The following is a 25637-nucleotide window of genomic DNA, read 5'->3' as shown; positions in this document are numbered from 1 at the left end:
TGCGGGAATTTTTTCCTCTTTGAAAACAGCTCAATCACTTATACAAGAACGAAAACAACATAAAATAAAGAGGGTTTTATGCGGTTAAAGAAAGTTGAGGGATAAAAAATGGGAATATGTCCATTATGCAATGGTTTTCAAAGTGTAGAACAAAAATGTAATATTTGTGGTACGGCACTTGTCGATGCTGGGAAAGTAATGGATTTTTATGACGACTATAGTCCCTACATGCCGATTGATTTACTGAAGCTAGAGGATGGCTATTCCAACGATTATAAAAGTGAGCAATGCCCCCACCTTTTGCAATGTCCACAATGTGGTATTGATAAAGTTGTGTTTATACAGGAGTAAACGAAAGCAGGCCCTGACAAGTTTTTATGAAATGCATGCAATGGTGTGTATTGCACGTCAGTTTAGGCGACTAATGGTCGGTAACAAAAGTGGATGAGCGAGTCGGTCTATTTTATGGGAGAGTCGTGAGAGGTGTAATTGACCGAAAGCCAAGTCGGAAATGATTCCGAACTAAATGCTCAATTTGACGGGGATAGTGAAGTAAAAGGTGAGAGGGGTTCAAATAAGCAGCTATGCACCAAATGTGGTAGACATGGAAGGGGAAGAGGTCAAATAAGATGCATAATCGAGGGGAAGCCGATAAGCAACCTATTCGACCTTATAAAAAAAAACGGTTAATGTGAGTATATGAATTCTTCCATTATTGATCATATACATGGAAGGCCATAAGTTCATGGACTTGCTTTATGAGCGCCTCTTTGTCTGCTATTTTTATTGAAGATGTCCATTCGATTATTCCATTAGCCTGATAGATCCCAGTGTGTTTTTCTTTATTGAAATAAAAGGAAAATCTCCATCCGGCCATGTTTTGATTGTCATATAAAGGTTTGTGCTGAAAATGTGTAATCATAAAATCCTCCGTTTTTAGCAGTGTCTTATTTATATTTTATCATGGAGAGCATTGCTCGACTAAAAAACAGCTATTTTCTAAAGCGTAAACAGCTGTTTTTTAAAAAATTGCTGGAATAAGACAATCAACGAGTCGATTCTGTTTTTCTCAATATGTTCTTCATCGAAGCTCATGGGTTTGGAATTGACCTCATAAATAACGTATTCACCTTTCTCGGTCAATCCGACATCAATTGAAAATTCACCAAAAAAACCCAACTCGTCAGAAAGGATTTGTCCGCAGCGGTTGACAATTTCCTCTATAAAAAACTCATCCTCCGCTCTTTTTACTTCATCAAACTCAATAATTTTCCCTCCGTTCAGCACATGGGTTGTTAAATTTTGTTGCCCTGATTGACGTACACCAACGCCAGTAACTTGATAGGATTGCCCATTAAAATGGGCAAGGATACGAAAATCAAAACGATTCCCCTTATATAAAAGTGGTGTAACCTCTGCTTGAGCAATATGTGGTTGACTAAAAAAAATTTCTTTATATTTTGACCAAAAAGTGTCGTAGTGTGGGTAGGTTTGCTGATGAGAATACCCTGTCACCGTGATCGAGTCTTCATTGTCTTTGCCTAATTTAAAAATCCCTTTCCCTTTTGCAGAGTTTGCAGGCTTGACATAGATTTGTGTATGCTTCTTTAGAAAATCCATTAATTGACTTTTTTCGTCAATAAGAATTGTTTCCGGTAAAAAGCTAGTTAATAGTGGCTCTCTTTTTAGAATGGTATACAGTTGATATTTATCAATAAAAGAAGGATTAAAAAAACAGACTTTTTTTTCTTGAAAGAGCCTGATTGCAGATTGATATTGATCCGACTGCTCAAGTGCTCGAAAAGGAAGGCGATTATAAACAATATGAGGGAAGGGACTATAAATTTTGAGCCAGCCCTCCTTTTCTGGAATATAAATGTGACCTCTTATTCCGTTTTTTTTAATATCCTCTAATGTAAAAATAAGCGCTATTCCACTATGTTCTTCGATGCTTTTTTGCAGCTTTTTAAAAAGAGATCCATTTCCTACGACGGATTCTTTTCCTTTCCGGCCTGCCAGAATACCTACAAGGGGACCGAGATTGAGCTGATGGGTCTGAACTGAGAAAGGAATGGAGCTGGGAGAGGGCGTGGGCCTAAAAAGTAATGGAATCTCTTCAACTCCCAATGTGAACTTTTGATGTTGAAATGTGTGGAACCATGACTCAGTTCTTGCATCATAATAAACAATCATTTGAAAACTTCCTCAGGATTGATAATGGTTTGCTCTGTCAAAAAGATTGAGAAGTCTAAGGAGAGTCGGCGTGTTAACAAGTCAAACGCTTTTAAATGGGGATGTTTAAAGATTGAGCGCCCTGGTTTAGAATTTGCTTCGAACAGCCAGACATTTCCGTCCCGATCAATTCCCATATCAAAACCAATCTCGCCGATAATCCCTTCCATGTAGGTTTCCAAAGCATGACTAAGCGTGAGACATGCCTTTTTTAATTTTTTTACTGCTTCTTCTTCCTGTTCAGGGGAATTAAAAACTTCCTGCATCGTTTTTATCATTCCACCGTTATTAATATGGGTTGTCACACTGCCAGGACTGGCGACTTTAGCAGCAATAGCCGTTATTTGCCAATTTCCTTCATTATCCTTGTTAGTGTGAATTCTGAAATCGACCGTTTGCTTGTTGACACGCAATGAATGGATTCCTTGCTGCACAAGCATATGGGGTAAACTGCGACTTTTAAATACATGTTTAAATAGAGCTTCAAGAGTTTGGTATTTCCTCAGTTTGTTTTCTCCATCCCTTTCCCGATAGCGACAGAAATAAGCTTGAGATTCACGGTCAAATATAATTTGGTGAATGCCAAAACCAAGGCTTCCATTAATCGGTTTGATAAAAACATGACCATAATTGGTAAGCATTTTTTCAATCATTGAAAAAGAGGTAAAGGGATGGGTTTCGGGTAAATAAACTGCACTCGCAGGATCCTGTTGAAGTCGTTCGTAGACATCCATTTTGTTAAAGAATCCGGGGTTATACCAAGGGATTAAATATTCCTTCTGCAACCGTTCCTTTACGTTTAAGTTATTTACCTTTTTTTCACTGCGTCGGTTTGGCAGCCGGTCATATATCACATTTGGAAAAGGAACGGTAATTTTTTGCCATCCGCGCTCAAGGTAAAATAAACCGTCGATGGTGCCATTTTCCCAATCGATATGCTCTTCACCGAAGATAAAAGCATGGGCCCCAACAAGCTTTTCAACGGACAATAGCTTTGAGAAAAATAATGATCTTTCTCCAATTGGTCTTAATGGAAATGGAGTAAATCCTGATGTAAAGATTCCGACGAGTGGACCTAAATATAGGGTCTGCTCGTGCAAAAATAGATGGAGTGGTGTTTTGAGGTTAGGCAGTCTTAATTTAGCTGCGATATCTTCACTAATGAGAAGGATATTCTTTCCTTTAGGATGGGTTATCCCATGCAACTCAACTGCTAAAGTGCCATATGCGATCCTTTTTACATTTCCTTGAACTTCTGCAGGAATATAAAGTAAGTTTTTCGCATTCTCCGCTATTTCAATCTGATAATGTTTTCTCATGTGTCAGCTGGCTCCTTTTCAGTAAAGTGTTTGCGTAAAGTAAGGGACTTTCGTAAAGATAATCACTTAATTCAGGTAAGCTATGCAATACTACTTTACGTCCTGGCTTGGAATTTATATCGAGAATCCAAAGAGAATAGTCTTCCGCCATGCCAATATCGACTCCAAGTTCAAAAAGTGGAGGGAAAAATTGTTCAAGAATTAAAGGGAGATTTTCAAGAATATCATTGATTTCATCGTTAATAAAGGCTCTTTTTTGAAAAGGAATCGTTTTAATCCATGAGTCGAAATCGCTTACCGACGCACCGGCACTTAAATTGGAAATGATTCCATTTATTTTGCCAGTGCGAATTCCTTTTCCGACAATTGACCACTCTTCAAGTTCAGTTTTTTGTAATAGAGAGCGAATATCAAAAGGTTGATTGAACTCATTGATTAAGGGCAAATATGGCTGTAGAAGGAATTCTTTTTTATGAAGAAGTCTGTCGAGCCAATTGATAAGTTGCATCTCGTTGGCAAAGGAACGGGTTGCCTGATATTCTGTCTTATCCGTTTTTACTTTCCAAAATTTATCTGTTTTCTCGATGAGATATATCCCATTCCCTTGTGAGCCATTGATTGGTTTTAAAATAACTCGCTTCATTTTTTGACACAGTTGCTGAACCATTTCAGATGAAGTTATTTTTACGGTTTTTGGCAAATAGGGGGCAAGGGATGTGCGACTTAACGCCTCGTAGAGCTTATGTTTATTTGGTAAACCGTAACCGAGAAACTGAACGGATTTTTTTGTTTTTAGCCAATCAACGATTGCTTTGCATTGCTTCGAATGAAAATCCTCTCCGTAAAAACAACGATCGTATAAAATGCTTGGCAGTGGAAATAGCTTGTGTTTCCATATTTCTTGGTTACAGTCAAATTCTTCCCCTCGAATCATTTCAGATTGGGGATTGATATCGGATGGAATAAATCGAAAGCAAGTAATGTTATATTTTTCGGCACGTTTTGCCATCTCTGTAAAATAACCTTGTTCATTTTCCAAATTTAACGTCATGATTCCAAGAGTAAGCATGTTTATCCCCCAGTCAATGCTTGTTAATATTTGCTGGCTCATCTGTAAGCTTCACATGAGATTGGAAGGCTGCTCATTCCCTTTCAAAATGCTAGGAATGTTTACTGAACCATAGAAAAACATCTTCATTTAACAAGTTCTTTTAAATGTTGAAAGGCAAGTGCCGTTCCATACTCATAGATTGCTTTTGTCGATGGCCGAATTTCTGTTTGCTGTTCTTCCATATTTTTTGAAGGCTTCGAATTGACTTCGATGATCCAAATTCCCCCGTTCGAATCAATCCCGATATCAATTCCGAGCTCACCGACTATCCCTTGTACGGATTGGCTAATAATTTTCGAAATCTCAAGGGATAGCTCTTTCATGAATGAAATATGAGAGCGGGCAGTTTGCAGGTCAAAAAGCTGTGTTAAAGGTTTGCTCGCTTTCATCATTTCTCCCCCGCGGGCCAGGTTAGAGACAAATTCGGTTTTGGCGGAAACTCTTGCTACAATCGAAGTGACTCTCCAGGAATTGCTGTAATCTTTATGGCAGAGAACTCGGAAATCAAGCGGGCGATTATGATAAGTTGCCAAAGGGATGCCTTGTTGCATTACAAAAGGAATTTGCTTGCCCCGCTTTTGAAACCATTCTAGAAATTCTTCCAAAGTGGCAAATAGTTTTATTTGCCCATCTTCTCTCGTAGAAGTAGTTTTAACAATGATAGCGCCGTCTTCAAGCAAAACTTTAATAATATTGCGTCCTTGACTGCCTTCCAATGGTTTTATAAAAATGGTTTTGTATTTATTAAGAAGCTCTGCAAGTTTGTCTTTATCATACAAAGCTGTCTCAGGTAAGAAAGGATGTAAATGGGGTTCTTGATATAATAAGTTGTGGACCTCCCATTTGGACAGAAATCGTTCGTTAAAAATGGGTATTTTTTTAACGTTCATTTGCGCAGTTTTGTCTCGGAAAAAGGAACTCGCTTCTAATTTCCGTGAATGAATGCGATTATAAATTACATTCGGCAAAACAAGTTCGCTTTTTCTCCAATGATCGTCTTCGTAATAAAAGCCATTAACCCCTTCAAGCGAGAAATCTTTAATATGAAAAATATACACTAAACCTCCTGCTGTATGAGCCGTATAATGTAGCTCCTCCGCAAAAGAATGAATGGAACGAAAGCTCGGTCCGGACTCTTCGCCTTCATGTACTTCCGTAACAAGTGCGAATATTGGGCCAATGAACAAATGCTTTTGTTTTTTATCGTATTGACTAAGAAATGAAAGGCTTTTAAGCGGTAATGGAAATTGAGAGTAGAGCCATTCATTCATAAGAATTTGCTCCTTTTCTAACGCTTTGGCATCAACAGAGACGTGTAATGATTTTGTGCCGATGCAAAGCGTTATCTTATCACCAGGCTCCATTCCCCAATGACTGAGTAAAGAACTGCTTAAAAAAATTGTCTTGTTCTGATTTTGAAACGTTTTTGTCGGTACAATCGTAATAGGTAGATAAGAAGTTAATGACATAAGCATTCCTCATTTGCTCGTGTTTGTAGCACCATATATAATAGCAATGTTGGATATATGTTCATGTACTTCATATAGGCGAAAGCTGATTATGAGTATCGTATGAAAAAAACGTTTATTTGTGCCTACTTTAGGCAAAGAGGAGCTCTGTTAAATGAGGATGGAAGGTAGATGAATATGAATACTGTTTTTATCATTTTGTTTATGGTTGTCATTGGTGCAATTATTGGAGGGGTTACAAACTCTTTAGCAATAAAAATGTTATTCCGCCCGTATAAACCCATTTATATTGGCAGTTGGAGAGTGCCATTCACGCCAGGGCTCATCCCGAAGCGGCGGGATGAGTTAGCTACTCAGCTCGGGGTAATGGTCGTAGAGCATCTTCTTACTCCAGAGACGATTCAAAAAAAATTCATGAATGAAAGCTTTCAGCAGGAAATGACAAAATTGGCTCAAAAAGAACTGGAACAACTTCTAAGCAATGAAGAAAGTCTTGAGCAATTGTTTACAAAGCTTGGATATGAAAATAGACAAGAGTGGATTGAGAAAAATTTCGAGCATTTTTTAGAGAGCAAGTATGATCAACTTATAGAAAAATATCGAGAGATTCCTATTAAATCCATATTGTCAGATGAGCTTTTAGAAAAAATGGACTCGAAAATTCCACAAATTAGTCGCTATATTTTACAAAAGGGAGCCGAATATTTTTCCAGTGTCGAAGGGGAGCTTCGCATTGAGAGAATGGTCAATGATTTTGTGAAAGAACGCAGTGGAATGCTTGGAAATATGATGCAAATGTTTTTGGGAAATGTGAACCTAACTGGTATTCTTCAAAAAGAACTACTGAAATTTTTAAATAATGAGGGAACGGAAGAATTAATTACGACTTTACTCAGAAAAGAATGGGAAAAAGTATTAGAATGGCAGGCTGAAAAAATCGAAGAGCAGTTTGGAAGAGAGCAACTGGTAGATACAATCACGAGAACGGTTAAAAAGATTATCCGTGTCGATCGAATCTTTGCAACCCCTATTTCTGTTTTAGCTGAACCTTATAAGGAGAAAGCAATTGAAAAAATGGCTCCTCAAATAGTGTTAATGCTGGGTGGCTGGCTTTCTAATAAGATCGAAGAGATGATGGAACGATTGCATTTAGCAGATATCGTCCGTGAGCAAGTGGAATCCTTTTCTGTTGAAAGGATAGAAGAAATGGTCTTACTGATCACTAGTCGCGAATTAAAAATGATCACATATTTAGGGGCATTGCTTGGTGGCGCAATCGGACTTCTTCAAGGAATCTTTGTCCTCATCACTGGATAACCCAAGAATAACAACACATATGTGCAATTTCCATCATAGTTTGTTATAGTGGTATGGATTAACTTTCATAGTGGAAAATCTATGGGAGAATTAGGACTGGGTTCCAAAAAAAGGAGTGTACGTTTAAAATGACAGTTAATTTACATGATGTAGCATACGATTTAGAAAGAGCAATACGTAATAGTGATGAATTTAGTGATTTAAAGAAAATGTATGACAACGTTAATGCGGATGAATCGGCGCGAAATATGTTTGAGAATTTCCGTAACATTCAATTAACGTTGCAACAAAAGCAAATGATGGGTGAAGAAATTACTCAAGATGAAGTTGTGCAGGCCCAAAAGACAGTTGCTCTTGTACAGCAGCATGAAATGATTGGAAAGCTCATGGAAGCGGAACAACGCATGAGTGTTATTATCAATGAATTAAATCAAATTATTATGAAGCCTCTGGAAGAATTATACGGAGCTGGTCAATAAGAATCAATCCCTGCTACTAAAATTAGCGGGGATTTTTTATGTCCACCACTTGAAAGAATGCCAAGAAACAAAACCGATCATAAAGAAGTGGCTTTATTAAACGATATTGTTGCTCAAAAGAATTTTGGCTCATTTCGTGTGAAATCTTAGTTTCACACCTCTTTCAAGATGTTGAAAAAATGGAGAAAATGAGTCAAAAACTAAAACCGATATATTATAAAGCCATAAGAATAAGAAAACAGTGCTGCTTGGGTATGGAGAAAAGATGGGCAGTCATTTTTGAATGGAGAAAATAAATTGATTTGGGGCATGAGCGATTTGTTTCATGCCCCTTAAGCCATTTCTTAAAATTTGCCACCTAGTTGCTGTTCTGCCATTTGTACTAGACGCTTCGTGATTTCTCCACCAACTGAACCATTTGCTCGTGAAGATGTTTCTGGACCAAGATTTACACCAAATTCTGATGCAATTTCAAATTTCATTTGTTCAATTGCTTGTTGTACTCCTGATACTAGAAGCTGGTTTGAATTGTTGTTTCTTGCCATGTTAATCATCTCCTTGGTGTTTTATTTTTTGTGCTACATTTCTAGTTATGTATCAATTTCTTTTAATTATTCATAGATGAAATATGGTAATTTTTTCTTGGTTGCACTTCATATATATTTTTGCGAAAAGTTGCCAAGAGTTAGGGAAATATATCCCCCTTGCTTGTTCTATTTTCTAATCATTTTTCATAAAAGTGTAGTAAGAGAAATTTTCGTATTTAGTGCTGGCAACGACATCTAAGAACAAGGGGGCATTATAAGTGATTTATAGGCTATTAGCTTTAAATATCGATGGCACACTTTTACAGTCAAATGGAAGGTTACATAAGTCTACTAAAGAGGCTGTTGAATACGTCAGAGAAAAGGGTATTTACGTTACATTGGTGACTTCAAGAAGCTTTCAATCAGCAAAAAAAGTTGCTAAAGCATTAAAAATAGATTCTATTCTCATCACCCATCGCGGAGGATATGTGGCGAAGGAACTCGAGAGGCCTGTTTTGGAAAGAAGGATTTCTGAGGACATTACCTTTGAAATTGTTAGACTTTTGGAAGGCTTCCAGTGCCAAATCAGACTTGTCCATGAAAAATATTCCCTTGCCAATAAACTGAAAATAAATAACAATCTTCTGGCAAAGACGGTCGTGAATTCTGGGGACCCGCTTCATTATCCCCATCAGTTTGTGGATTCTATCAGCGATACCATAATGGATGAACCGATCTCGCCACCAAAAGTAGAAGTATATTTCGAACAAAAAAATGACCTTGAAGATGCAAAGAAAGCGATTGAAGGAATGTTTTCTGAGGTTGATCTGTTAAAGTTAACAGATTATAGAATGGAAATTGTACCACGTGGCGTTTCCAAGCTCACTGGCCTCCTCTTTTTAGGTCAGCAGTTGGGCATTAAACGAAATGAGATCGTTGCAATTGGCGATGCCATTGATGATTTAGAAATGATTGAAGCAGTTGGGCTTGGTGTTGCGATGGGGAATGCACCAATAGAAGTAAAAAAGGCGGCAGATTGGATTACCCGCTCGAATAATCAGCAGGGGGTAGGCTATATGGTGAAGGAGCATTTTCGCAAACAACAGCCGATTGAGTTTTTAAGAAAAATGAATATTATTCGTTAATAGGATAGTAAAGTGGATTGCCATTCGTGCAATCCATTTTTTTAGGAATAGAGAGCTGTCTTCCAATTGACCTCGATTGCTCTATTCTGTACACTAGAAGTAATTTTGTCTTTAATGAAAGAGCAAGGAGAGATACTTTTGTATATTCACATAAATGGCTTAAAGGATGAACGATTTGCAAGGCCGCTCCAATTAATAGCGAACCTGTTTTTTGAAGAAACCTCGATTTCTCTCGAAGAAGAAATGGGCAAAGCCAATATAAAAATTGATTTTGAGCTACAGATTGGAGCAAAAGTAGAAGTTCAAGCTGTATTGCAACAAAATGAGCAAAGCTATAAAGCTTTTTATGAAAAAGATCTTTCTGATGGTCTTACGGAAAAAGAACAATTTAAAGTTATCAAAAATGCCGTGGCCCATGTGTATTTATCCGTCTTACAGGACTGCACAAAAATGGTACAAAAGTGGGGAATCCTAACAGGTATAAGACCGACAAAGCTATTGCATAAATCGCTTCAACAAGGATTGACAAAAGAAGCAGCTCATCAAAAGCTAAAGTCTGATTACTTAATCACCGACGAAAAAATTGAATTGATGCAGGCCATTGTCGATCGTCAATTAGCCGTTGTACCAGACCTTTATGAATTGGGGAAAGAAGTAAGTATTTATATCGGTATTCCTTTCTGCCCAACGAAATGTGCCTACTGCACTTTTCCGGCTTATGCGATAAACGGACGACAAGGTTCAGTCAACTCCTTTCTTGGTGGTCTCCATTTTGAAATGAGAAAGCTCGGCGAATGGCTTAAGGAAAATAATGTGAAAATTACTACTGTTTATTATGGCGGAGGCACTCCGACGAGTATTACTGCAGAAGAAATGGATATGCTCTATGAGGAAATGTACACATCCTTTCCAGATGTGGAAAATATTCGTGAAATCACTGTAGAGGCAGGAAGACCAGATACGATTACCCCAGAAAAGCTATCAGTATTAAAAAAATGGAAGATTGATCGAATCAGTGTCAATCCTCAATCGTACACACAAGAGACATTAAAAGCGATCGGTCGTCACCACACAGTGGAGGAAACGATCAATAAATTTGACCTCGCGCGGCAAATGGGAATGAACAATATTAATATGGATTTAATCATTGGTTTGCCTGGTGAGGGGGTTGCGGAATTTCAACATTCCCTTGATGAAACGGAAAAGCTCATGCCGGAGTCCTTAACCATTCATACGTTGTCCTTCAAACGTGCTTCGGAAATGACGAGAAATAAATCTCGTTACAAAGTGGCAAGCAGAGAAGAGATAGTTGAAATGATGGATTTAGGAGAGAAGTGGACGAAGGAACATGGCTATGCTCCATACTATTTATACAGACAGAAGAACATTTTAGGGAATCTGGAAAATGTCGGCTACTCCCTTCCAAATCAGGAAAGTATTTATAACATCATGATTATGGAGGAACAGCAAACCATCATCGGCCTCGGCTGTGGAGCGGCTAGTAAGTTTATTGACCAAGATGGGAAGATCAATCATTTTGCCAACCCAAAAGACCCAAAAACCTACAACGACAGTTTTGAAGAATACACAAATAAGAAGATCGCTATCCTAAATGAGATTTTTAACAAAAATGTGTTAACTAAATAAATTCAAAAAACTGCTGATAAGCTCGGAAGGAAAATGAGTTTTGTTAGCAGTTTTAATGTATTTAAAGTAGCTTAACTGTTGTTCTTACTACATCTTAAAAAGAAGCCATTTATTAAGCATAGTCTCTGTTGTGGGAGTGGATGCCTGTGATGGGGTGGGCGCCAAACTTTCTAAAAGAGCAAGCTCCTGAGGAATCCGCTGTTCTGCTAATTTGGACAGGGGTCAAGCAAGTGAGCTGAAATCAAGATTAGCTTTGCCATCTTTGTTTTTATTGAAAAAGCGGTTGGATTAAAAATGATAAAATCTTTAAACATAAAAAAGGATTTTTTTCTTAAAGAGAGAATCTTTTAGAAAAGGCTTCATAATTATTTATAAGCAGAAAAAATGTAAGCGTTTTATTTTCGAAAGGAGGAAGATAAAATTGATGATGCAAACACCTTTAACAATCACGCAAATGATTAAGCGGGCAGAAACGTTTTTTCCAAAAAAACAAGTCATCTCACGGACTGCAAAGGGAATTACAAGGTTAACTTACAAAGAAATGGCGGAACGAACGAGAAGGTTAGCCGATAGTCTCCAAAAACTTGGCATGCAAAAGGGGGATAAAGTTGGGACACTTGCCTGGAACACTCATCGTCATTTAGAAACCTATTTCGCGATACCATGTTGCGGAGCAGTACTCCACACAATTAACATACGATTAGCACCTCATCATATTTCCTACATTATTAATCATGCAGAAGATAAAGTCCTACTCATTGATGCAGATATCGTCCCACTAATTGAGAAATGCCAACATGAAATTCCAACGGTAAAAGCCTTTGTTATCATGACAGATGAAGAAGAGTTACCTGAAACAAGCCTTTCACCTGTCTACCATTATGAAGAATTAATCGAAAATGGCCGCAATGATTTTGAATATCCAGAAGATATTGAAGAAAATGACCCTGCTGGGATGTGTTATACATCGGCAACGACAGGAAATCCGAAAGGAGTTGTTTATACACATAGAAGTACAGTTTTACACAGCATGGCACTAGGGATGGCTGATAGTGCAGCCATTAGTGAACGTGATGTGGCGATGGCCATTGTTCCGATGTTTCATGCCAATGCATGGGGGCTACCGTTTGCAGGTGTTTGGTTTGGGACAACTTTAGTCATGCCTGGTCCTTATTTTACACCTAAAATATTGGCTGAGCTGATTGAACAGGAAAAGGTAACTTATGCAGCCGGAGTTCCGACCGTTTGGTTAGGTTTACTGAAAGAATTGGAAGAGAAGAAATATGATGTTAGCAGCTTAAGAGCCGTTCTTTGCGGTGGTTCAGCTGCCCCTAAATCGGTGATTAGAGCGTTTGAACAGAAATATAATATTCCTTTTATGCATGGATATGGAATGACGGAAACAAGTCCACTTGCCGTTATTTCAACGTTAAAGAGTTACCAGGAAGAACTGCCTTATGAAGAGAGATTAAATATTCGTGCGAAACAGGGGATACTCGTGCCTGGACTGGAGATGAAAGTAGTAGGACACTCTGGAGAAATTGCATGGGATGGAAAGGAAATGGGAGAACTTGCCCTCCGCGGCCCGTGGATTGCATCGGAATATTATCATGATGAAAGAACGGGTGAAGCATTCTCAGATGGTTGGTTATTTACGGGAGATGTGGTCACCGTAGATGAAGAAGGTTTTATTAAAATAATTGATCGAACAAAGGACTTAATCAAAAGTGGCGGAGAGTGGATTTCCTCTGTCGATCTAGAAAACGCTCTGATGGCTCATGAAGCTGTATTCGAGGCAGCAGTTGTTGCAGTTCCACATGAACAATGGCAGGAAAGACCGGTAGCATGTGTTGTGTTAAAAGAGAAAGCAGAAATAACAAAAGAAGAATTAATAGATTTTCTCAAACCGCAGTTTGCAAAATGGTGGTTACCTGATGATGTTTTATTTTTGCAGGAAATTCCTAAAACATCAGTTGGCAAGTTTCTTAAGCGTGCTTTACGCGATAAAGTTCAAGAGGAATTGCAAAAGAATTAAAACGGGCAACTCGTGAAAGCAAATTTTCTTTCTGAAATATTATGAGGGAGTTCAGATATATTTTTCGCTAAGCCTTCAGTTCTGACTCGGTGAAATATGGGAAAACAAGTTTTCTCTTAGCTCATCGAGTCAGATTTAAACCTTGATGAAGAATCAGCAGTATGTCTCGCCTAAACAATTAATTTAAGAAATATTAGCGCAAGCTGTTTATAACCTATTAAATATCGCGATTCGAGTCACATTAAAGGGTTTTTGTCCGCTTCTGACTGCTTTTAACTAATCCGAAGTATTTTTGTTCTAATCGAAATAAAAAGTAATTTTAAAATATTATAAAAAATACTTATCCTTTCCAGCTATTGCCTTTATAATGGAGGTGAAGGAAGTAAAGGAGGGGGAATGGTTATGACAACTGAGTTTCTTACGAATACGGTGAATGTCAATGTGGCTGGGCGAGTAGCCACAATTCAATTTAATCGTCCTGAAAGCTTGAATTCGATAAACATTGAAATGATTAAGGAACTAGCTAGTAATTTAAAGGAAATCAGCAACTCTGATGTAATTGATATTGTAGTTTTCACTGGAAATGAACGGTCATTTTCCTCTGGGGGAGACATTAAAACAATGCTCAATCAGAAAGTGAATGAAAACGATTTCTCTTCCGTCATGGATAGCATTAATGAATTGGTGGTTACAATTCATAGTCTGCCGATGCTGACAATTAGTGCAATTTCGGGGGCTGCTGCAGGACTGGGGCTTAGTCTTGCGCTGGCTACGGATTACATAATTGCTGATGAGAACAGTAAGCTTGCGATGAATTTTATTGGGATCGGCCTTATCCCTGATGGAGGAGCGCATTTTTTCTTAGAGAAAAGAATGGGGGAAAATAAGGCGAAACAGTTAATTTGGGAAGGTAAGTCATTATCTGCTGAAGAGGCGTATAAATTGAATCTCGTTCATGAAGTCGCAGCGAATTATAAAGAGGCGCTTGAGGCCAAAATAGAGGATTGGTTAAATAAACCGATAAAGGCTATGATTAAAACCAAAAAAATCCTTGCTGAAAAAAATCGTCCACAGCTCCTGAAAATCTTGGAATTAGAGAAAAATGGGCAATATGCGATGCGCCAAACGAAAGACCATCAAGAAGGGATCGCTGCCTTTCTTGAAAAAAGAAGACCGAAGTTCACTGGAAAATAATTAGTCTGGAATGAAATGACGCTTATACGTTCATTTCATTCCAGATTTTTTTAAAAGACGTCCCTTGTTTTTTCGGGGTGTAAAGCCGAGAAAAAACAATCTTTAATCATATTTTGGTTAACTGTTAAAATATTGTTCCAATTTGTAGGCGGCTATTGCCAATTGGAGGGTCAACCTCGCATCAGCGGAATTTAGATCGGACCCACTGCGACTTTCAATTTGCCTGAGGCGATATTTTAATGTATGTCGATGGATGAAAAGCTCTGCTGCAGTTGCTTGTATATTGAGATTATGTTTGAAATAAAGCTCAAGAGTATGGACGTAATCAATCCCATGTTTACTCCCTTCTAGTAAACTGCCTATTTGTTCCTCGTAAAATTCCGCCAAGCTTATTCCTAATTCCTTCATCTGTAATAATAAATGGAAGGTTGCTAAGTCGTTGTAATGAATAATTTCTTTTTTTACTAATAAAAGATTGGATAAATCAACTGCATATTTTGCTTCATTGGCACTATCACTTAATTGATTAACATTTTTATATGCGCTTCCTACTCCAATGATAATGGGGATCCCCCGGTTCCGCTGCTGCCAATGATTTAATAGATTTTTAGCGAGTCTAATGCTGTCTTCAATAGCATTCTCTTCTTTCTTGGTAACTTTGACTTCTGTAAGAATAATCAGGCCATCTAACCTCGTTCTCAGCATAAATTGCCTATTTGACCTATCCAAGTAGGTAAGGACATGATTATACAGCAGTTCAACTTGGTGCTTAAAGAATTCGTTTTCTTCATATTTCTCCAGTTTAATTTGCAGGACTGCATGATGGAGAGAAAGATCGTATCCAAGCTTTTTTCCTCTATCGATAATCAGTGACGTCGATTGAAAGCTGCCGTTAATGATTTCCTCCAGAAATTCTCCCTGTAATCGAATTTGTGTTTGTTTCACTGCCTCTTCTTTTAAAAATTCAATGGCATATACAGTAGCTGCATGTTCAATTGTTGTAATATAAACGTCTTGCCATTTTTCGATTTCGGTAATAACAATTAATGTGCCATGATAGTGCTCATTGGCAATAATCGGATGAACATACACTTTGAAAATATCCCATTCTAGTTCTGATGGCTGTTTTCGACTGCGGCATTTCTGCACTAAGGGAATGAATGGAATGGAGCGATTATTGATGAAGATCGCATTATTGCTATAAAGTAAAGAATGATGCTTGTAGGCGTAATAAGCAAATTCATCGGATTCGTTTAAGACAAAAATGGAAGAATTAATTAATTCGGCTAAAGTAGTTGAAATCTTATTTTCTTGTTCATCTTTTAAGACAAGGCTTGTTAATTGTTTATGAGTTTCTAGCGAAAAGGACGTAACCTCCATTTGCTTATTTAAAATTTGCTGCAGAATACTTTTCGTAATAGAAGAAAAATTAATATGGGTTGGAAGCTCGATTAGCGGCAATTGGTATTGATTAGCGATTTCAATAAAAGCTTGAGGAATGTCTTGTAAATAAAAGCCGCTGTAGATGGCGACTCCTGATAGCTGTTTCATCGTTAGCAATTTTTTAAAATTTGCACTGTCTTCATTTAAACCATAGCCTGTTGTAATGAGAAATTCCCCCTCTTGGAAACGGTTAATATCCTCAATGATTTCGACAATGGTGACCCATTTTATCTGGTTATCAATTCCCCCTGCTCCGCCGCGTATTTTCGCTTCTTTCATTACTGGAAGGGAAATGGCTTCCTGAACACTTATACTCATTTTAAATCCCACCAATCTATCATTTCATGGACATTCTTATACATATTGTATAATAAAAAGCCACTAATTTTCATTGGTTTGACGAATATCAATTGTGTATTTCTTGAAATAAGATGTAATTATCAGAAAAAAACAATAATTTTAAATCCCTTAATAAGGAGGCGAGTACAATGAGCGAACAAACATTTTTAATAAAACCCTTATTAGATGGTCATTATCCTACTGCCAAGTATGGGAAGGGGATTTATATTTATGATGACACGAATAAGCAATATATTGATGGTTCTTCTGGAGCAGTAACAGCAAGTATAGGTCATGCTGTTCCTGAAATTATCGAAGCGATGATCAAGCAAGCTCAAAAAATCTCATTTGTGTACCGCTCACAATTCACAACTGAAGAAGCGGAAAGGTTGGCGGAAAAATTAAGTAGAATGGAGTTTATTAAAGCTGGAGACTACAGCTCCTTCTTTGTAAATAGCGGATCTGAAGCAACTGAAACGGCAATGAAAATTGCGATTCAATATTGGCAGGAGCAGGGAAAACCAACAAAAAATAAAGTGATTTCAAGATGGACTAGTTACCATGGAATTACGATTGGTTCATTATCTTTATCAGGACATTCGGAACGACGTAGAAGGTTTGTTTCATTATTGGATGATTTGCCAACGATTTCAGCGCCGTATTGCTATCGCTGTCCGTTCCATGCGACTTACCCAAGCTGTCAATTGCAATGCGGATCAGAGCTTGAGAGCGCAATTCAACGAATTGGTGCAGAGCATATTGCCGCGTTTATAGCTGAACCAATTATCGGTGCAGCCGGAGCAGTGATAGTACCACCTGAGGGATATTATAAGTACATTAAAGAAATTTGCGAAAAGCACAGCATTTTATTTATTGCTGATGAAGTGATGACTGGAATTGGACGTACTGGAAAAATGCTGGCGATGGAACATTGGGGAGTAAGGCCAGATATCATTACACTTGGAAAAGGGATGAGCGCAGGTTATACACCAATCGCGGCTACCCTTGTAAGTGAAAAAGTGCTTGCTCCGATTCGCCAAGGGTCAAAGATGATTATGAGTGGGCACACATACAGTGCAAACCCTCAATCCGCTGCCGTATCGTTAGCAGTGCTAGAGTATATTGAACAACATCAACTAGTAGCAAAGGCAGAGGAGAATGGACAATACCTCTTAAATGAACTGCAAAAAATGGCCCAGCAAATTCCTATTATCGGGGATGTAAGGGGGAAAGGACTCCTTGTTGGAGTGGAATTTGTGGCGAATTACTTTAGCAAGTTCCCGTTTCGTAAAGATCTTGATCTAACTAATTCAGTTGTCGCATTGGCGAGGGATAAGGGACTATTAATCTATCCAGCTTCTGCAGGAATAGAAGGAGGCGATGGAGACGCAGTCATTATTTCTCCGCCCTTGACTATAAATAAACAAGAGATTGATCAATTGATAAAAATTTTTAAAGAGACACTTCTCGATATTCAAAATGGAGTCATGGTCGATGACAGTTATGATTCGATCAGTTGAGAGAACGGGGGGAATCGAAAATGGAGATGCAGTCTAAGGTGACCACATTAGAAAATGCATTATCTTTCATTAATGACGGTTGCGTATTAATGTTTGGCGGCTTTGGCGGTGTTGGCAATCCTCCCACCTTAATTAAGGGGATTCTTCAAAAAGGGACCAAGGACTTGACCTTGATTGGAAATGATGCGGGTTTTCCGGAGATTGGTATCGGGAAAATTGTGAGTGCGGAAAGAGTAAGCAAACTAATAACTACGCATATTGGTTCAAATCCAATAGCAGGGAAATTAATGGTTGAGGGTAAGATGGAGGTTGAGTTTTGTCCACAAGGAATTTTAGCTGAGAGAATTCGAGCCGGCGGAGCTGGACTAGGAGGTGTTCTGTCTGATATTGGAATGGGGAGCATGATTGATGCTGGAAAGCAAAAGGTGGAAATGGGAGGGAAAACATACTTGATTGAGTCAGCTTTACAAGCGGATGTGGCGATTGTTCATGCTAAAAAAGCTGATTATTTTGGGAATCTCATCTATGACAAGAGTGCAAGAAATACAAATCCATTAGTTGCAACAGCAGGCAGGGTAACGATTGTTGAAGCTGAGGAGATTGTTGCGCCCGGTATGCTTGACCCAGAATCGATTATTACGCCAGGAATTTATGTCGATATGATTGTCGAAAGCGAGGGGGTTAATTGGAAATGGGCATGGGAATAGAGGTGCGCAATCGAATGGCTAGTCGGGCAGCAAAGGAAATAAAAGCTGGGATGGTCGTGAATTTAGGAATCGGAATTCCTTCTCTTGTCCCAAATTTTCTTGCTCCCGAGACGGAAGTGTTATTTCATGCAGAAAACGGTGTCCTTGGCATGGGTCCTTCTCCGTCAAAAGGGGAGGAGGATGCAATGCTATGCAATGCAGGGGGATTTCCGGTTACTGTTATTCCCGGTGCGTCTTACTTTGACAGTGCTACGGCTTTTGCCATGATCCGTGGAGGTTATCTGGATATGACGATACTAGGAGGACTGGAAGTTAGTGAAAAAGGAGATTTAGCCAATTGGGTCATTCCGGGAAAAAGGATTCCAGGAATCGGCGGAGGGATGGAGTTAGCTGAGAAGGCGAAAAAAGTCATCGTGTTAATGAGTCATGTCAATAAGCATGGGGAACCTAAAATTTTACAGGAATGTACTTTACCTTTAACTGCAAGAGGATGTGTAGATTTAATTATTACTGATATGGCAGTAATTGAAGTAAGTGAGAAGGGATTACTGTTAAAGGAAGTAATGGAGCCTTTTACTGAGAAGGATGTAAGGGAGATGACCGGTGCCAGATTATTGGTTAGAGAGGGGGGCAAAAAGTGAGTACTGCAATTAAAGAGCAGCTTAAGCAATGGTTGACAGACAATCAAGAAAGAGGCATTAAGCTATTGCAACAATTCGTGCAAGCAAAAAGTACACAGGGGAATGAAAAAGGTGTACAACAATTAGTGAGAGAAGAGCTTCAACGGATGGGACTTGAGGTAGATGTGTGGGAGCCTGATGGCAGACGATTAGCGGAGCATCCTTTTTTTGCATCGCCAAGAAAGGAATTTTCAGGAAGTCCAAATGTGGTTGGCGTGCTAAAAGGAACTGGGGGTGGCCGCTCTATTATTTTGAACGGGCATGTGGATGTAGTTCCAGAAGGGGATTTACAAAAATGGAACTATCAACCATACAGTGGAAAATTAGTTGATGGAAAAATATATGGGCGCGGTACGACAGATATGAAGGGGGGCAATGTGTCTCTTCTCTTAGCTATGCAAGCAATTCAAGCATTGGGTATTCGATTAAAAGGAGATGTCCTATTTGAAAGTGTGATTGAGGAAGAAAGTGGTGGGGCAGGGACGCTTGCTGCAATTTTAAGGGGATATCGAGCGGATGCAGCACTTATTCCTGAGCCGACAAATTTAAAGATATTTCCGAAACAGCAAGGCTCGATGTGGTTCCGCATTTATGTGAAGGGACAGTCCGCTCATGGTGGAACCCGCTATGAAGGTGTGAGTGCCATCGAAAAGAGCATGTCTGTTATGAACCATATTTTACAATTAGAAAAAATTCGTAATGAGCGGGTGCAGGATCCACTTTACAATCAGATTCCAATTCCTTTTCCTATAAATATTGGTAAAATTTCTGGTGGCGATTGGCCATCATCGGTGGCTGATTTCGTTCAAATTGAGGGGCGGATCGGCGTATCTCCCGAAGAAACGATGGATGAAGCAAAAGAGGAAATGGCTAAATGGATCGAGCGACTAAAAGAGATCGATCCCTGGTTTGAAGAATATCCCCCTCAATTAGAATGGTTTGGAGCTAGATGGCTACCAGGTGCAATTGAGCAGGAACACAAGCTGATGAACATTCTAGTCAAAAAATTTCAAGATGTGTTAGACGAAGAGCCAGTTATTGAAGCCTCTCCTTGGGGAACTGATGGTGGACTGTTAACTGCCATTGGTGACACACCGACGATTGTTTTCGGTCCTGGTGTGACAGAACTGGCTCACCACTCTGATGAGTATATCGAAATAGAGAAAATATTTATCGCAGCGGAGATCATTGCTTTAACCTTGCTCGAATGGTGTGAAATAGCAAATGCTAGCTTAAGTGAAAACTAAATAAGGAGGCTGCTGTAATGACAATGAAAACAGAGTCGATTAACCTCGTCACTGAAATTCCTGGACCAAAAGCGGCAGAGCTGCTAAAAAGAAGAGAGCAACATGTCCCGAGAGGTCCATTTAATACCGTTCATACCTTTATTGAAAAAGGTACTGGTGCATTAGTTACCGATGTCGATGGAAATACATTTATTGATTTTGCAGGGGCGATTGGGTCTTTAAATGCTGGGCATTGTCCACCAGCGGTAGTTGAGTCGTTAAAAACACAATTGGAAAAATATTTACATCCTTGTTTTCATGTGATGATGTATGAACCATATATAGAGTTGGCAGAGAAATTAAATCGAATTACGCCAGGTACTCATAATAAAAAAACTTTTTTTCTAAGCAGTGGTGCTGAAGCTGTTGAAAACGCCATCAAAATTGCGCGGAAATATACAGGCAGAAGAGCAATTATCTCTTTTGAACGGGGGTTTCATGGTAGAACATATATGGCAATGTCTTTAACAAGTAAAGTGAAGCCATATAAAAATGGCTTTGGTCCCTTTGCCCCAGACACGTATAAAATGCCGTACCCTTATTATTATCGTGCGCCTGAAGGGATGACGAGGGAAGATGTTGATGAACAGATAATTAAACAATTTCACAACTTTTTCTTGAGTGAAGTGCCGGCTGAAGACGTTGCTGCCGTAATTATGGAGCCGGTTCAAGGAGAAGGGGGATTTATCGTTCCTTCTAAATCCTTTGTCCAAAGAATAAAGAAAATATGTGAAGAAAACGGAATACTCTTTATTGCGGATGAGGTCCAAACAGGTTTTGCAAGAACAGGGAAAATGTTTGCGATGGAGCATTCTGAAGTCATTCCTGATTTAATGACGATGTCAAAATCGATTGCCGCAGGACTCCCACTCAGTGCGGTCACAGGAAGAGCGGAGATAATGGATGCACCTTCAAGCGGTGAAATTGGTGGAACATATGGCGGGAGTCCTTTAGGTTGTGTCGCCGCGTTAGAGGTCATAAAAATGATTGAAAAGGAAAATCTTACAGAGCGTGCAAACAAAATAGGGGAGTCGATCGTTCATTTTTTCAAGCAGCTTCAAGAGGACATTGCATTTATTGGTGAAGTTCGCACACTAGGTGCAATGACAGCGATTGAAATTGTGAAGAACAGAACTGAAAAAGAGCCGGATAAGGAGTTGACAATGCAGATTCTTCAGGAGGCCCATCGCCGTGGTTTAATTTTAATGAGCGCAGGGTTATATGGCAATATTATTCGCATTTTAAGCCCGTTAGTGATTACAGATGATCAGCTTGATGAAGGCTTGGCTGTGTTAAAAGAAGTAATGTTTCATTTAAAACAAACCGGAATTAAACGATCATAATGATTTAGGCTCTAATTCGATGAAAGGCGAACCTCACCTCGAATTCATTGGATTAGAGCTATTTTTCAGCATCATGAAATATAAAACCCGGTTTAAGAAAAAACGAAGCCTTCATCGTTGCATATACAAAATTTGTGAATAATGGGTTGTGGACGAATGGCTATGTTTGAGCGTGATAAGTCGAAAAAAAGTAGGATTTATGTATAATGACCATAAAATATCATTAGTTTTGATCCAAAAGATTGGGACGAACGATACAAGTAATTCAATTGCCAGACGTCAATAATAAAACCAGGCTTTGTTTTATGTCTATGTTGATTTTTATCAACAGGATTGTTTAACAAAGGCTAAAATCAAAATGGAGAGTAAAATGATGGATGATAATCTATTCGAACAGATCGCAACTAAATATGATACGGAACATAGGATAGAATTAGCGAAAGTAATCGCAGCTGAAGTAAGAGCTGAATTGCAAGATAGTCAGTCAAAAACTTTAATGGATTATGGCAGTGGCACAGGTTTAGTTAGCTTGGAACTATGTGATGTAGTAGATTCCATTTTACTAGTAGATTCAGCAAAACAAATGTTGGAGCTTGCGAAGGCGAAAATTTCCCGAAAAGGAATCACCAACGCGCAAGTGCTTTATTCTGATTTTACTAAAACTGCATCAGAACATAAGGCAGATATTGTTTTAATGTCACTAGTACTTCTCCATATCTCAGATACTAAAAAAATCCTTCAAGAGTTATTCCATATTTTAAATGCGGGTGGTAAGTTAATCATTGTGGATTTTGACAAAAACGATGAAGTATTTCATCCGAAAGTTCATAATGGGTTTGTACATGAAGAGCTGAAAGAAATTTTGGCGGAGGTTGGATTTAAAGGAACTAAGCTTAGAACATTCCACCATGGTAAAAATATCTTTATGAATCAAGATGCTTCAATGTTTATCTCCAGTAGTTTAAAGTAAATTTTTTGTTTAACGAATGGGAAGCCCACCTGAGCCCATAAAAAGCTCAGGTGGGCCAGTTGATTTCAGTGGTTCTTTTGCGCTTTGTTTTTTGTTGCGTGGAAGCTACATATGAAACAATAGTAACTGGCCGGTTGGTGAGGTGCAACGATGCGTTTTATCAAGTGCTCCTATTTCATTTAAGCGCTTTTCCCCTATTTGCTTTGCTTCATCATCGCTTTTCGCTTCAAATGCTTCGTCCAGAATTTTTTCTCCATTCGATTCAAATGCAGTCAGTTTATAGATTTTCATCGAAAAGATTCCCCTTTATTTAGTAAATTAAATTGCGTAGTAGAACGGTTACATCAAGTTTCAATGATAATTTTCACATAATCATTTAAATTTTGCAAAAAGTTTCAATTTTTATCGTGTTGATTTTTCGGCCCATTTCGTGCCAAACCAAAGGTTCATTATCAATAATTATGTTTAACAAAGCTTTGTAAAAAGAAAAAATAAGAGAAAATGAACCTTTTTTCTTTTTATTTCGTATACACTAAGTAAGAAGAGGAGGATGCAATATGGTTCTAAAGTTAGAAGATGTCTCGAAACGCTTTGGCAGTTTTACCGCAGTGGATAATTTATCAATTGCAATACCTGAAAAGGAAATGTTTGGTTTTTTGGGTGCAAATGGTGCTGGGAAAACGACAACCTTCAGAATGATATTAGGTCTTTTGGATGCTACTGAGGGAAACGTAACCTGGAATGGACAGCCAATTACATATGAGACAAGTCCTGTTATCGGATATCTTCCAGAAGAGAGAGGATTATATCCAAAGCTGAAGGTAAAGGATCAACTGGTGTATTTAGCTCGACTAAGAGGAATGAAAAAAGAGGAGGCATTAGAAGAGTTAAAAAAATGGCTTGATCGTTTTAAGGTTCCTGAGTATTTAGATAAACGGGTAGAGGAGCTTTCAAAAGGTAATCAGCAAAAGATTCAATTTATTGCTGCTGTTTTACATAAACCTAAGCTGCTTATCCTTGATGAACCGTTCAGTGGACTTGACCCAGTTAATGTGGAGCAGTTGAAAGAAGCCGTTCTGGAAATTAAGGAGAATGGAACGACGATCGTCTTTTCTAGCCACCGGATGGAGCATGTAGAAGAGATGTGTGAGCATTTATGTATTATGCATCGGGGACGTCCAGTTGTTCATGGCTCGCTAAAGGAAATTAAAAGAGCTTTTGGAAAAAAGAACTTAATCATACATGCTGACTTTGATTTATCTGCTTTTGAGAACTACCCTGGTGTTACAAAAATGAAGAGAACGCCAGAAGGTGTGCATTTGCAAATTGAAGGAGAGCATGTCGCAGAGAAGATTTTAAAGGATATTGTCGGAAAAGGGTTTGTTCGAAGATTTGTGCTTGAGGAGCCTTCTTTGAATGATATTTTTATCGAGAAGGTAGGTGCTTCATATGAATAATTTCTGGATTATTTTATCACACACGTATATGAGTAAAGTAAAAACCAAGTCATTTGTGGTGACGACTATTTTGACATTAGCGATCGTTATCGGTCTCTCCAATATGACGAATATCATTGGTTTTTTTAATAAAAATAGCTCAGAAAAAATTGCTGTAATCGATGAAACGAGCGAGCTTTTGTCACCGCTTCAAGAACAATTAAAGTTAACGGACAGTGAACTGATTTTAGAAAATTACGAGGCAGGGGCTAAAAAAGCTGAAAAAGCTTTGGAAGAAGGGGAATATAGTGGATTATTAATTTTGGACGTTGATGAAGCTAATTTACCAGTCGCCACTTACAAATCGATGAGCATTTCAGATGTGGAATCGTATACCGTCCTTCAATCAGGACTACAGCAAGTCAAAACACAAATGGCAGCAAATCAAATTAATTTAACCCAGGAACAACTTGCCGCTCTTTATGAGCCGGTTTCAGTCGAAAGAGTTGCTTTAGAGGAAAATGCAAAAACTGAAGAAGAGCTTAGTCAGGCAAGAGGACTTGTTTATGTGTTATTATTTGTTATTTACTTTGCTGTTATCATGTATGCAAATATGATTGCCATGGAAGTCGCGACTGAAAAATCTTCCCGTGTGATGGAGATTTTAATTTCAAGTGTCTCTCCAATTAAGCAAATGTTTGCAAAAATATTAGGGATTGGACTTTTAAGTTTAACACAGCTAATTTTGTTGCTAGGAGTTGGATATTTTTCAATTAAGCAAAATCTCGATTCGATGGAAGGCGGATTTTTCAGCGTTTTTGGATTTGGTGCAGTTTCCGTATCGACGATCGTGTATGCTGTCATATTCTTTATTCTAGGCTATTTCCTTTATGCAACTTTAGCTGCGTTCTTAGGATCGCTTGTTAGCAGAATAGAGGATGTTCAACAAATGATTACGCCAATGACATTGTTGGTTGTTGCCGGCTTTATGCTCGCCATGTTTGGTCTTGGGAATCCCGATGCCCCATTTGTCGCAGTTACTTCGTACATTCCGTTCTTTACGCCAATGCTGATGTTTATGCGCGTCGGAATGCTAACCTTACCAGCTTGGGAGCCAATTCTCGGGATTGCAATCCTGCTTGTTTCGATTATCTTACTTGCGATATTTGGAGCGAGGGTTTATAAAGGAGGAGTACTTATGTACGGTAAAACAAGCTCCTTTAAAGATATTAAGAAGGCCCTTCAGATGACGAAGTCAGAGAAATAATCAATACTTGAAAAGTTATTTTATGGGAATTAATAAGTTTACTTGCCTTTTCCAATTTATTCTGTTATGCTTAGTAAGAATTATTTTTGTTCAGAATTTAAGGGAAGAATAATATATTTTCGCCTGGAAGAGCAAGAATAGTAATACATTTGTGCGTTTAATGCACATAGG

Annotated in this window: 23 protein-coding genes; 15 read left to right on the top strand and 8 right to left on the bottom strand. The window is 38.5% G+C overall.

Going from position 1 to position 25637, the window contains the following annotated elements; translation table 11 throughout:
• The first annotated feature begins 108 nt into the window (after positions 1-108).
• Entirely contained in the window at positions 109-351 is a 243-nt protein-coding gene (locus NST02_RS18730) for a hypothetical protein (protein ID WP_095314800.1), read from the top strand.
• Between the two features lie 361 nt (positions 352-712).
• Here the strand turns inward: NST02_RS18730 and NST02_RS18725 are convergent, their stop codons facing one another.
• From NST02_RS18725 to NST02_RS18705, 5 genes are all read right to left on the bottom strand, one after another.
• On the bottom strand, positions 713-922 hold the full coding sequence (locus tag NST02_RS18725; RefSeq protein WP_137743623.1) for a DUF5342 family protein: 210 nt from the start codon (positions 920-922) through the stop codon (positions 713-715).
• Positions 923-999: 77 nt separating this feature from the next.
• Complete coding sequence (locus NST02_RS18720; protein WP_095314797.1) at positions 1000-2193, bottom strand: YheC/YheD family endospore coat-associated protein; 1194 nt, start codon at positions 2191-2193, stop codon at positions 1000-1002.
• Complete coding sequence (locus NST02_RS18715) at positions 2190-3551, bottom strand: YheC/YheD family endospore coat-associated protein (RefSeq protein ID WP_137743622.1); 1362 nt, start codon at positions 3549-3551, stop codon at positions 2190-2192. The genes NST02_RS18720 and NST02_RS18715 overlap by 4 nt, the downstream gene beginning before the upstream one ends.
• Complete coding sequence (locus tag NST02_RS18710) at positions 3529-4662, bottom strand: YheC/YheD family endospore coat-associated protein (RefSeq protein ID WP_235879443.1); 1134 nt, start codon at positions 4660-4662, stop codon at positions 3529-3531. Before NST02_RS18710 ends, NST02_RS18715 begins: the two co-directional genes overlap by 23 nt.
• Positions 4663-4745: 83 nt before the next feature.
• Positions 4746-6131: a YheC/YheD family endospore coat-associated protein gene (locus NST02_RS18705; protein ID WP_170211282.1), complete on the bottom strand. Its 1386-nt coding sequence runs from the start codon at positions 6129-6131 to the stop codon at positions 4746-4748.
• Positions 6132-6302: 171 nt separating this feature from the next.
• Between NST02_RS18705 and NST02_RS18700 the strand changes: the two genes are divergently transcribed.
• Positions 6303-7448, top strand: a complete 1146-nt coding sequence (locus tag NST02_RS18700) for a DUF445 domain-containing protein (RefSeq protein ID WP_095314793.1) — start codon at positions 6303-6305, stop codon at positions 7446-7448.
• A 128-nt stretch (positions 7449-7576) separates the two neighbouring features.
• Positions 7577-7927 (top strand): YlbF family regulator, encoded by a 351-nt coding sequence (locus NST02_RS18695; protein WP_137743620.1) that lies wholly within the window; start codon positions 7577-7579, stop codon positions 7925-7927.
• 344 nt (positions 7928-8271) lie between these two features.
• On the opposite strand, the gene NST02_RS18690 is transcribed toward NST02_RS18695, so the two are convergent.
• Positions 8272-8472: an alpha/beta-type small acid-soluble spore protein gene (locus NST02_RS18690; protein WP_095314791.1), complete on the bottom strand. Its 201-nt coding sequence runs from the start codon at positions 8470-8472 to the stop codon at positions 8272-8274.
• A gap of 260 nt (positions 8473-8732) precedes the next feature.
• Here NST02_RS18690 and NST02_RS18685 point away from each other — a divergent pair, with 260 nt between their 5' ends.
• The 4 genes from NST02_RS18685 (at position 8733) to NST02_RS18670 (ending at position 14475) form a co-directional block, all read left to right on the top strand.
• Complete coding sequence (locus NST02_RS18685) at positions 8733-9599, top strand: Cof-type HAD-IIB family hydrolase (RefSeq protein WP_340949561.1); 867 nt, start codon at positions 8733-8735, stop codon at positions 9597-9599.
• Between the two features lie 114 nt (positions 9600-9713).
• Positions 9714-11246: a coproporphyrinogen III oxidase gene (locus NST02_RS18680; protein ID WP_445678168.1), complete on the top strand. Its 1533-nt coding sequence runs from the start codon at positions 9714-9716 to the stop codon at positions 11244-11246.
• 424 nt (positions 11247-11670) lie between these two features.
• Positions 11671-13281, top strand: a complete 1611-nt coding sequence (locus tag NST02_RS18675) for a long-chain fatty acid--CoA ligase (protein WP_340950027.1) — start codon at positions 11671-11673, stop codon at positions 13279-13281.
• Between the two features lie 402 nt (positions 13282-13683).
• The gene (locus tag NST02_RS18670; RefSeq protein ID WP_095314787.1) at positions 13684-14475 is read left to right on the top strand and encodes an enoyl-CoA hydratase; all 792 of its coding nucleotides are present in this window, start codon (positions 13684-13686) and stop codon (positions 14473-14475) included.
• Positions 14476-14592: 117 nt separating this feature from the next.
• Here the strand turns inward: NST02_RS18670 and NST02_RS18665 are convergent, their stop codons facing one another.
• Entirely contained in the window at positions 14593-16236 is a 1644-nt protein-coding gene (locus tag NST02_RS18665; protein ID WP_340949558.1) for a PucR family transcriptional regulator, read from the bottom strand.
• 170 nt (positions 16237-16406) lie between these two features.
• Here NST02_RS18665 and NST02_RS18660 point away from each other — a divergent pair, with 170 nt between their 5' ends.
• The 6 genes from NST02_RS18660 to NST02_RS18635 all read left to right on the top strand — a co-directional run bounded on the left by NST02_RS18660 (position 16407) and on the right by NST02_RS18635 (position 22763).
• Entirely contained in the window at positions 16407-17777 is a 1371-nt protein-coding gene (locus NST02_RS18660; RefSeq protein ID WP_095309813.1) for an aspartate aminotransferase family protein, read from the top strand.
• Positions 17778-17797: 20 nt separating this feature from the next.
• Complete coding sequence (locus NST02_RS18655; protein ID WP_095309815.1) at positions 17798-18484, top strand: CoA transferase subunit A; 687 nt, start codon at positions 17798-17800, stop codon at positions 18482-18484.
• Positions 18469-19125 (top strand): 3-oxoacid CoA-transferase subunit B, encoded by a 657-nt coding sequence (locus NST02_RS18650; protein ID WP_095309817.1) that lies wholly within the window; start codon positions 18469-18471, stop codon positions 19123-19125. Before NST02_RS18655 ends, NST02_RS18650 begins: the two co-directional genes overlap by 16 nt.
• Positions 19122-20411 carry a peptidase gene (locus NST02_RS18645; RefSeq protein ID WP_137743615.1) on the top strand — a complete coding sequence of 430 codons (1290 nt, stop codon included), beginning with the start codon at positions 19122-19124 and terminating at the stop codon, positions 20409-20411. The genes NST02_RS18650 and NST02_RS18645 overlap by 4 nt, the downstream gene beginning before the upstream one ends.
• 23 nt (positions 20412-20434) lie before the next feature.
• The gene (gene gabT / locus NST02_RS18640; RefSeq protein WP_137743666.1) at positions 20435-21793 is read left to right on the top strand and encodes a 4-aminobutyrate--2-oxoglutarate transaminase; all 1359 of its coding nucleotides are present in this window, start codon (positions 20435-20437) and stop codon (positions 21791-21793) included.
• Between the two features lie 373 nt (positions 21794-22166).
• Complete coding sequence (locus NST02_RS18635) at positions 22167-22763, top strand: class I SAM-dependent methyltransferase (RefSeq protein WP_212934012.1); 597 nt, start codon at positions 22167-22169, stop codon at positions 22761-22763.
• 105 nt (positions 22764-22868) lie between these two features.
• Here NST02_RS18635 and NST02_RS18630 read toward each other — a convergent pair whose 3' ends face one another.
• Positions 22869-23054, bottom strand: a complete 186-nt coding sequence (locus NST02_RS18630; RefSeq protein ID WP_095309821.1) for a YhzD family protein — start codon at positions 23052-23054, stop codon at positions 22869-22871.
• A gap of 266 nt (positions 23055-23320) precedes the next feature.
• On the opposite strand from NST02_RS18630, the gene NST02_RS18625 reads away from it, so the two are divergent.
• Positions 23321-24220 carry an ABC transporter ATP-binding protein gene (locus NST02_RS18625; protein ID WP_095309823.1) on the top strand — a complete coding sequence of 300 codons (900 nt, stop codon included), beginning with the start codon at positions 23321-23323 and terminating at the stop codon, positions 24218-24220.
• Positions 24213-25466, top strand: coding sequence for an ABC transporter permease (locus tag NST02_RS18620; protein ID WP_340949552.1), 1254 nt, complete (start codon positions 24213-24215; stop codon positions 25464-25466). Before NST02_RS18625 ends, NST02_RS18620 begins: the two co-directional genes overlap by 8 nt.
• The last annotated feature ends 171 nt before the right edge of the window (positions 25467-25637 follow it).

This window comes from Robertmurraya sp. FSL W8-0741 (genome assembly GCF_038004005.1).
In the GTDB taxonomy this organism is placed as follows: domain Bacteria; phylum Bacillota; class Bacilli; order Bacillales; family Cytobacillaceae; genus Robertmurraya; species Robertmurraya siralis.
Note: the sequence above shows the minus strand (reverse complement) of the source record. Positions and strands in the feature narration are given on the sequence as shown.

Excerpts from the sequence above, each read along its gene's own strand:
- NST02_RS18660 (WP_095309813.1), top strand. The coding sequence starts at position 16,407 with ATGAGCGAACAAACATTTTTAATAAAACCCTTATTAGATGGTCATTAT.
- NST02_RS18625 (WP_095309823.1), top strand. The coding sequence starts at position 23,321 with ATGGTTCTAAAGTTAGAAGATGTCTCGAAACGCTTTGGCAGTTTTACC.
- NST02_RS18635 (WP_212934012.1), top strand. The coding sequence starts at position 22,167 with ATGGATGATAATCTATTCGAACAGATCGCAACTAAATATGATACGGAA.
- NST02_RS18695 (WP_137743620.1), top strand. The coding sequence starts at position 7,577 with ATGACAGTTAATTTACATGATGTAGCATACGATTTAGAAAGAGCAATA.
- NST02_RS18670 (WP_095314787.1), top strand. The coding sequence starts at position 13,684 with ATGACAACTGAGTTTCTTACGAATACGGTGAATGTCAATGTGGCTGGG.
- NST02_RS18680 (WP_445678168.1), top strand. The coding sequence starts at position 9,714 with ATGAAAGAGCAAGGAGAGATACTTTTGTATATTCACATAAATGGCTTA.
- NST02_RS18650 (WP_095309817.1), top strand. The coding sequence starts at position 18,469 with ATGGGCATGGGAATAGAGGTGCGCAATCGAATGGCTAGTCGGGCAGCA.
- NST02_RS18705 (WP_170211282.1), bottom strand. The coding sequence starts at position 6,131 with ATGTCATTAACTTCTTATCTACCTATTACGATTGTACCGACAAAAACG.
- NST02_RS18665 (WP_340949558.1), bottom strand. The coding sequence starts at position 16,236 with ATGAGTATAAGTGTTCAGGAAGCCATTTCCCTTCCAGTAATGAAAGAA.
- NST02_RS18655 (WP_095309815.1), top strand. The coding sequence starts at position 17,798 with ATGGAGATGCAGTCTAAGGTGACCACATTAGAAAATGCATTATCTTTC.
- NST02_RS18715 (WP_137743622.1), bottom strand. The coding sequence starts at position 3,551 with ATGAGAAAACATTATCAGATTGAAATAGCGGAGAATGCGAAAAACTTA.
- NST02_RS18620 (WP_340949552.1), top strand. The coding sequence starts at position 24,213 with ATGAATAATTTCTGGATTATTTTATCACACACGTATATGAGTAAAGTA.
- NST02_RS18630 (WP_095309821.1), bottom strand. The coding sequence starts at position 23,054 with ATGAAAATCTATAAACTGACTGCATTTGAATCGAATGGAGAAAAAATT.
- NST02_RS18690 (WP_095314791.1), bottom strand. The coding sequence starts at position 8,472 with ATGGCAAGAAACAACAATTCAAACCAGCTTCTAGTATCAGGAGTACAA.
- NST02_RS18725 (WP_137743623.1), bottom strand. The coding sequence starts at position 922 with ATGATTACACATTTTCAGCACAAACCTTTATATGACAATCAAAACATG.
- NST02_RS18720 (WP_095314797.1), bottom strand. The coding sequence starts at position 2,193 with ATGATTGTTTATTATGATGCAAGAACTGAGTCATGGTTCCACACATTT.
- gabT (WP_137743666.1), top strand. The coding sequence starts at position 20,435 with ATGAAAACAGAGTCGATTAACCTCGTCACTGAAATTCCTGGACCAAAA.
- NST02_RS18675 (WP_340950027.1), top strand. The coding sequence starts at position 11,671 with ATGATGCAAACACCTTTAACAATCACGCAAATGATTAAGCGGGCAGAA.
- NST02_RS18700 (WP_095314793.1), top strand. The coding sequence starts at position 6,303 with ATGAATATGAATACTGTTTTTATCATTTTGTTTATGGTTGTCATTGGT.
- NST02_RS18710 (WP_235879443.1), bottom strand. The coding sequence starts at position 4,662 with ATGAGCCAGCAAATATTAACAAGCATTGACTGGGGGATAAACATGCTT.
- NST02_RS18730 (WP_095314800.1), top strand. The coding sequence starts at position 109 with ATGGGAATATGTCCATTATGCAATGGTTTTCAAAGTGTAGAACAAAAA.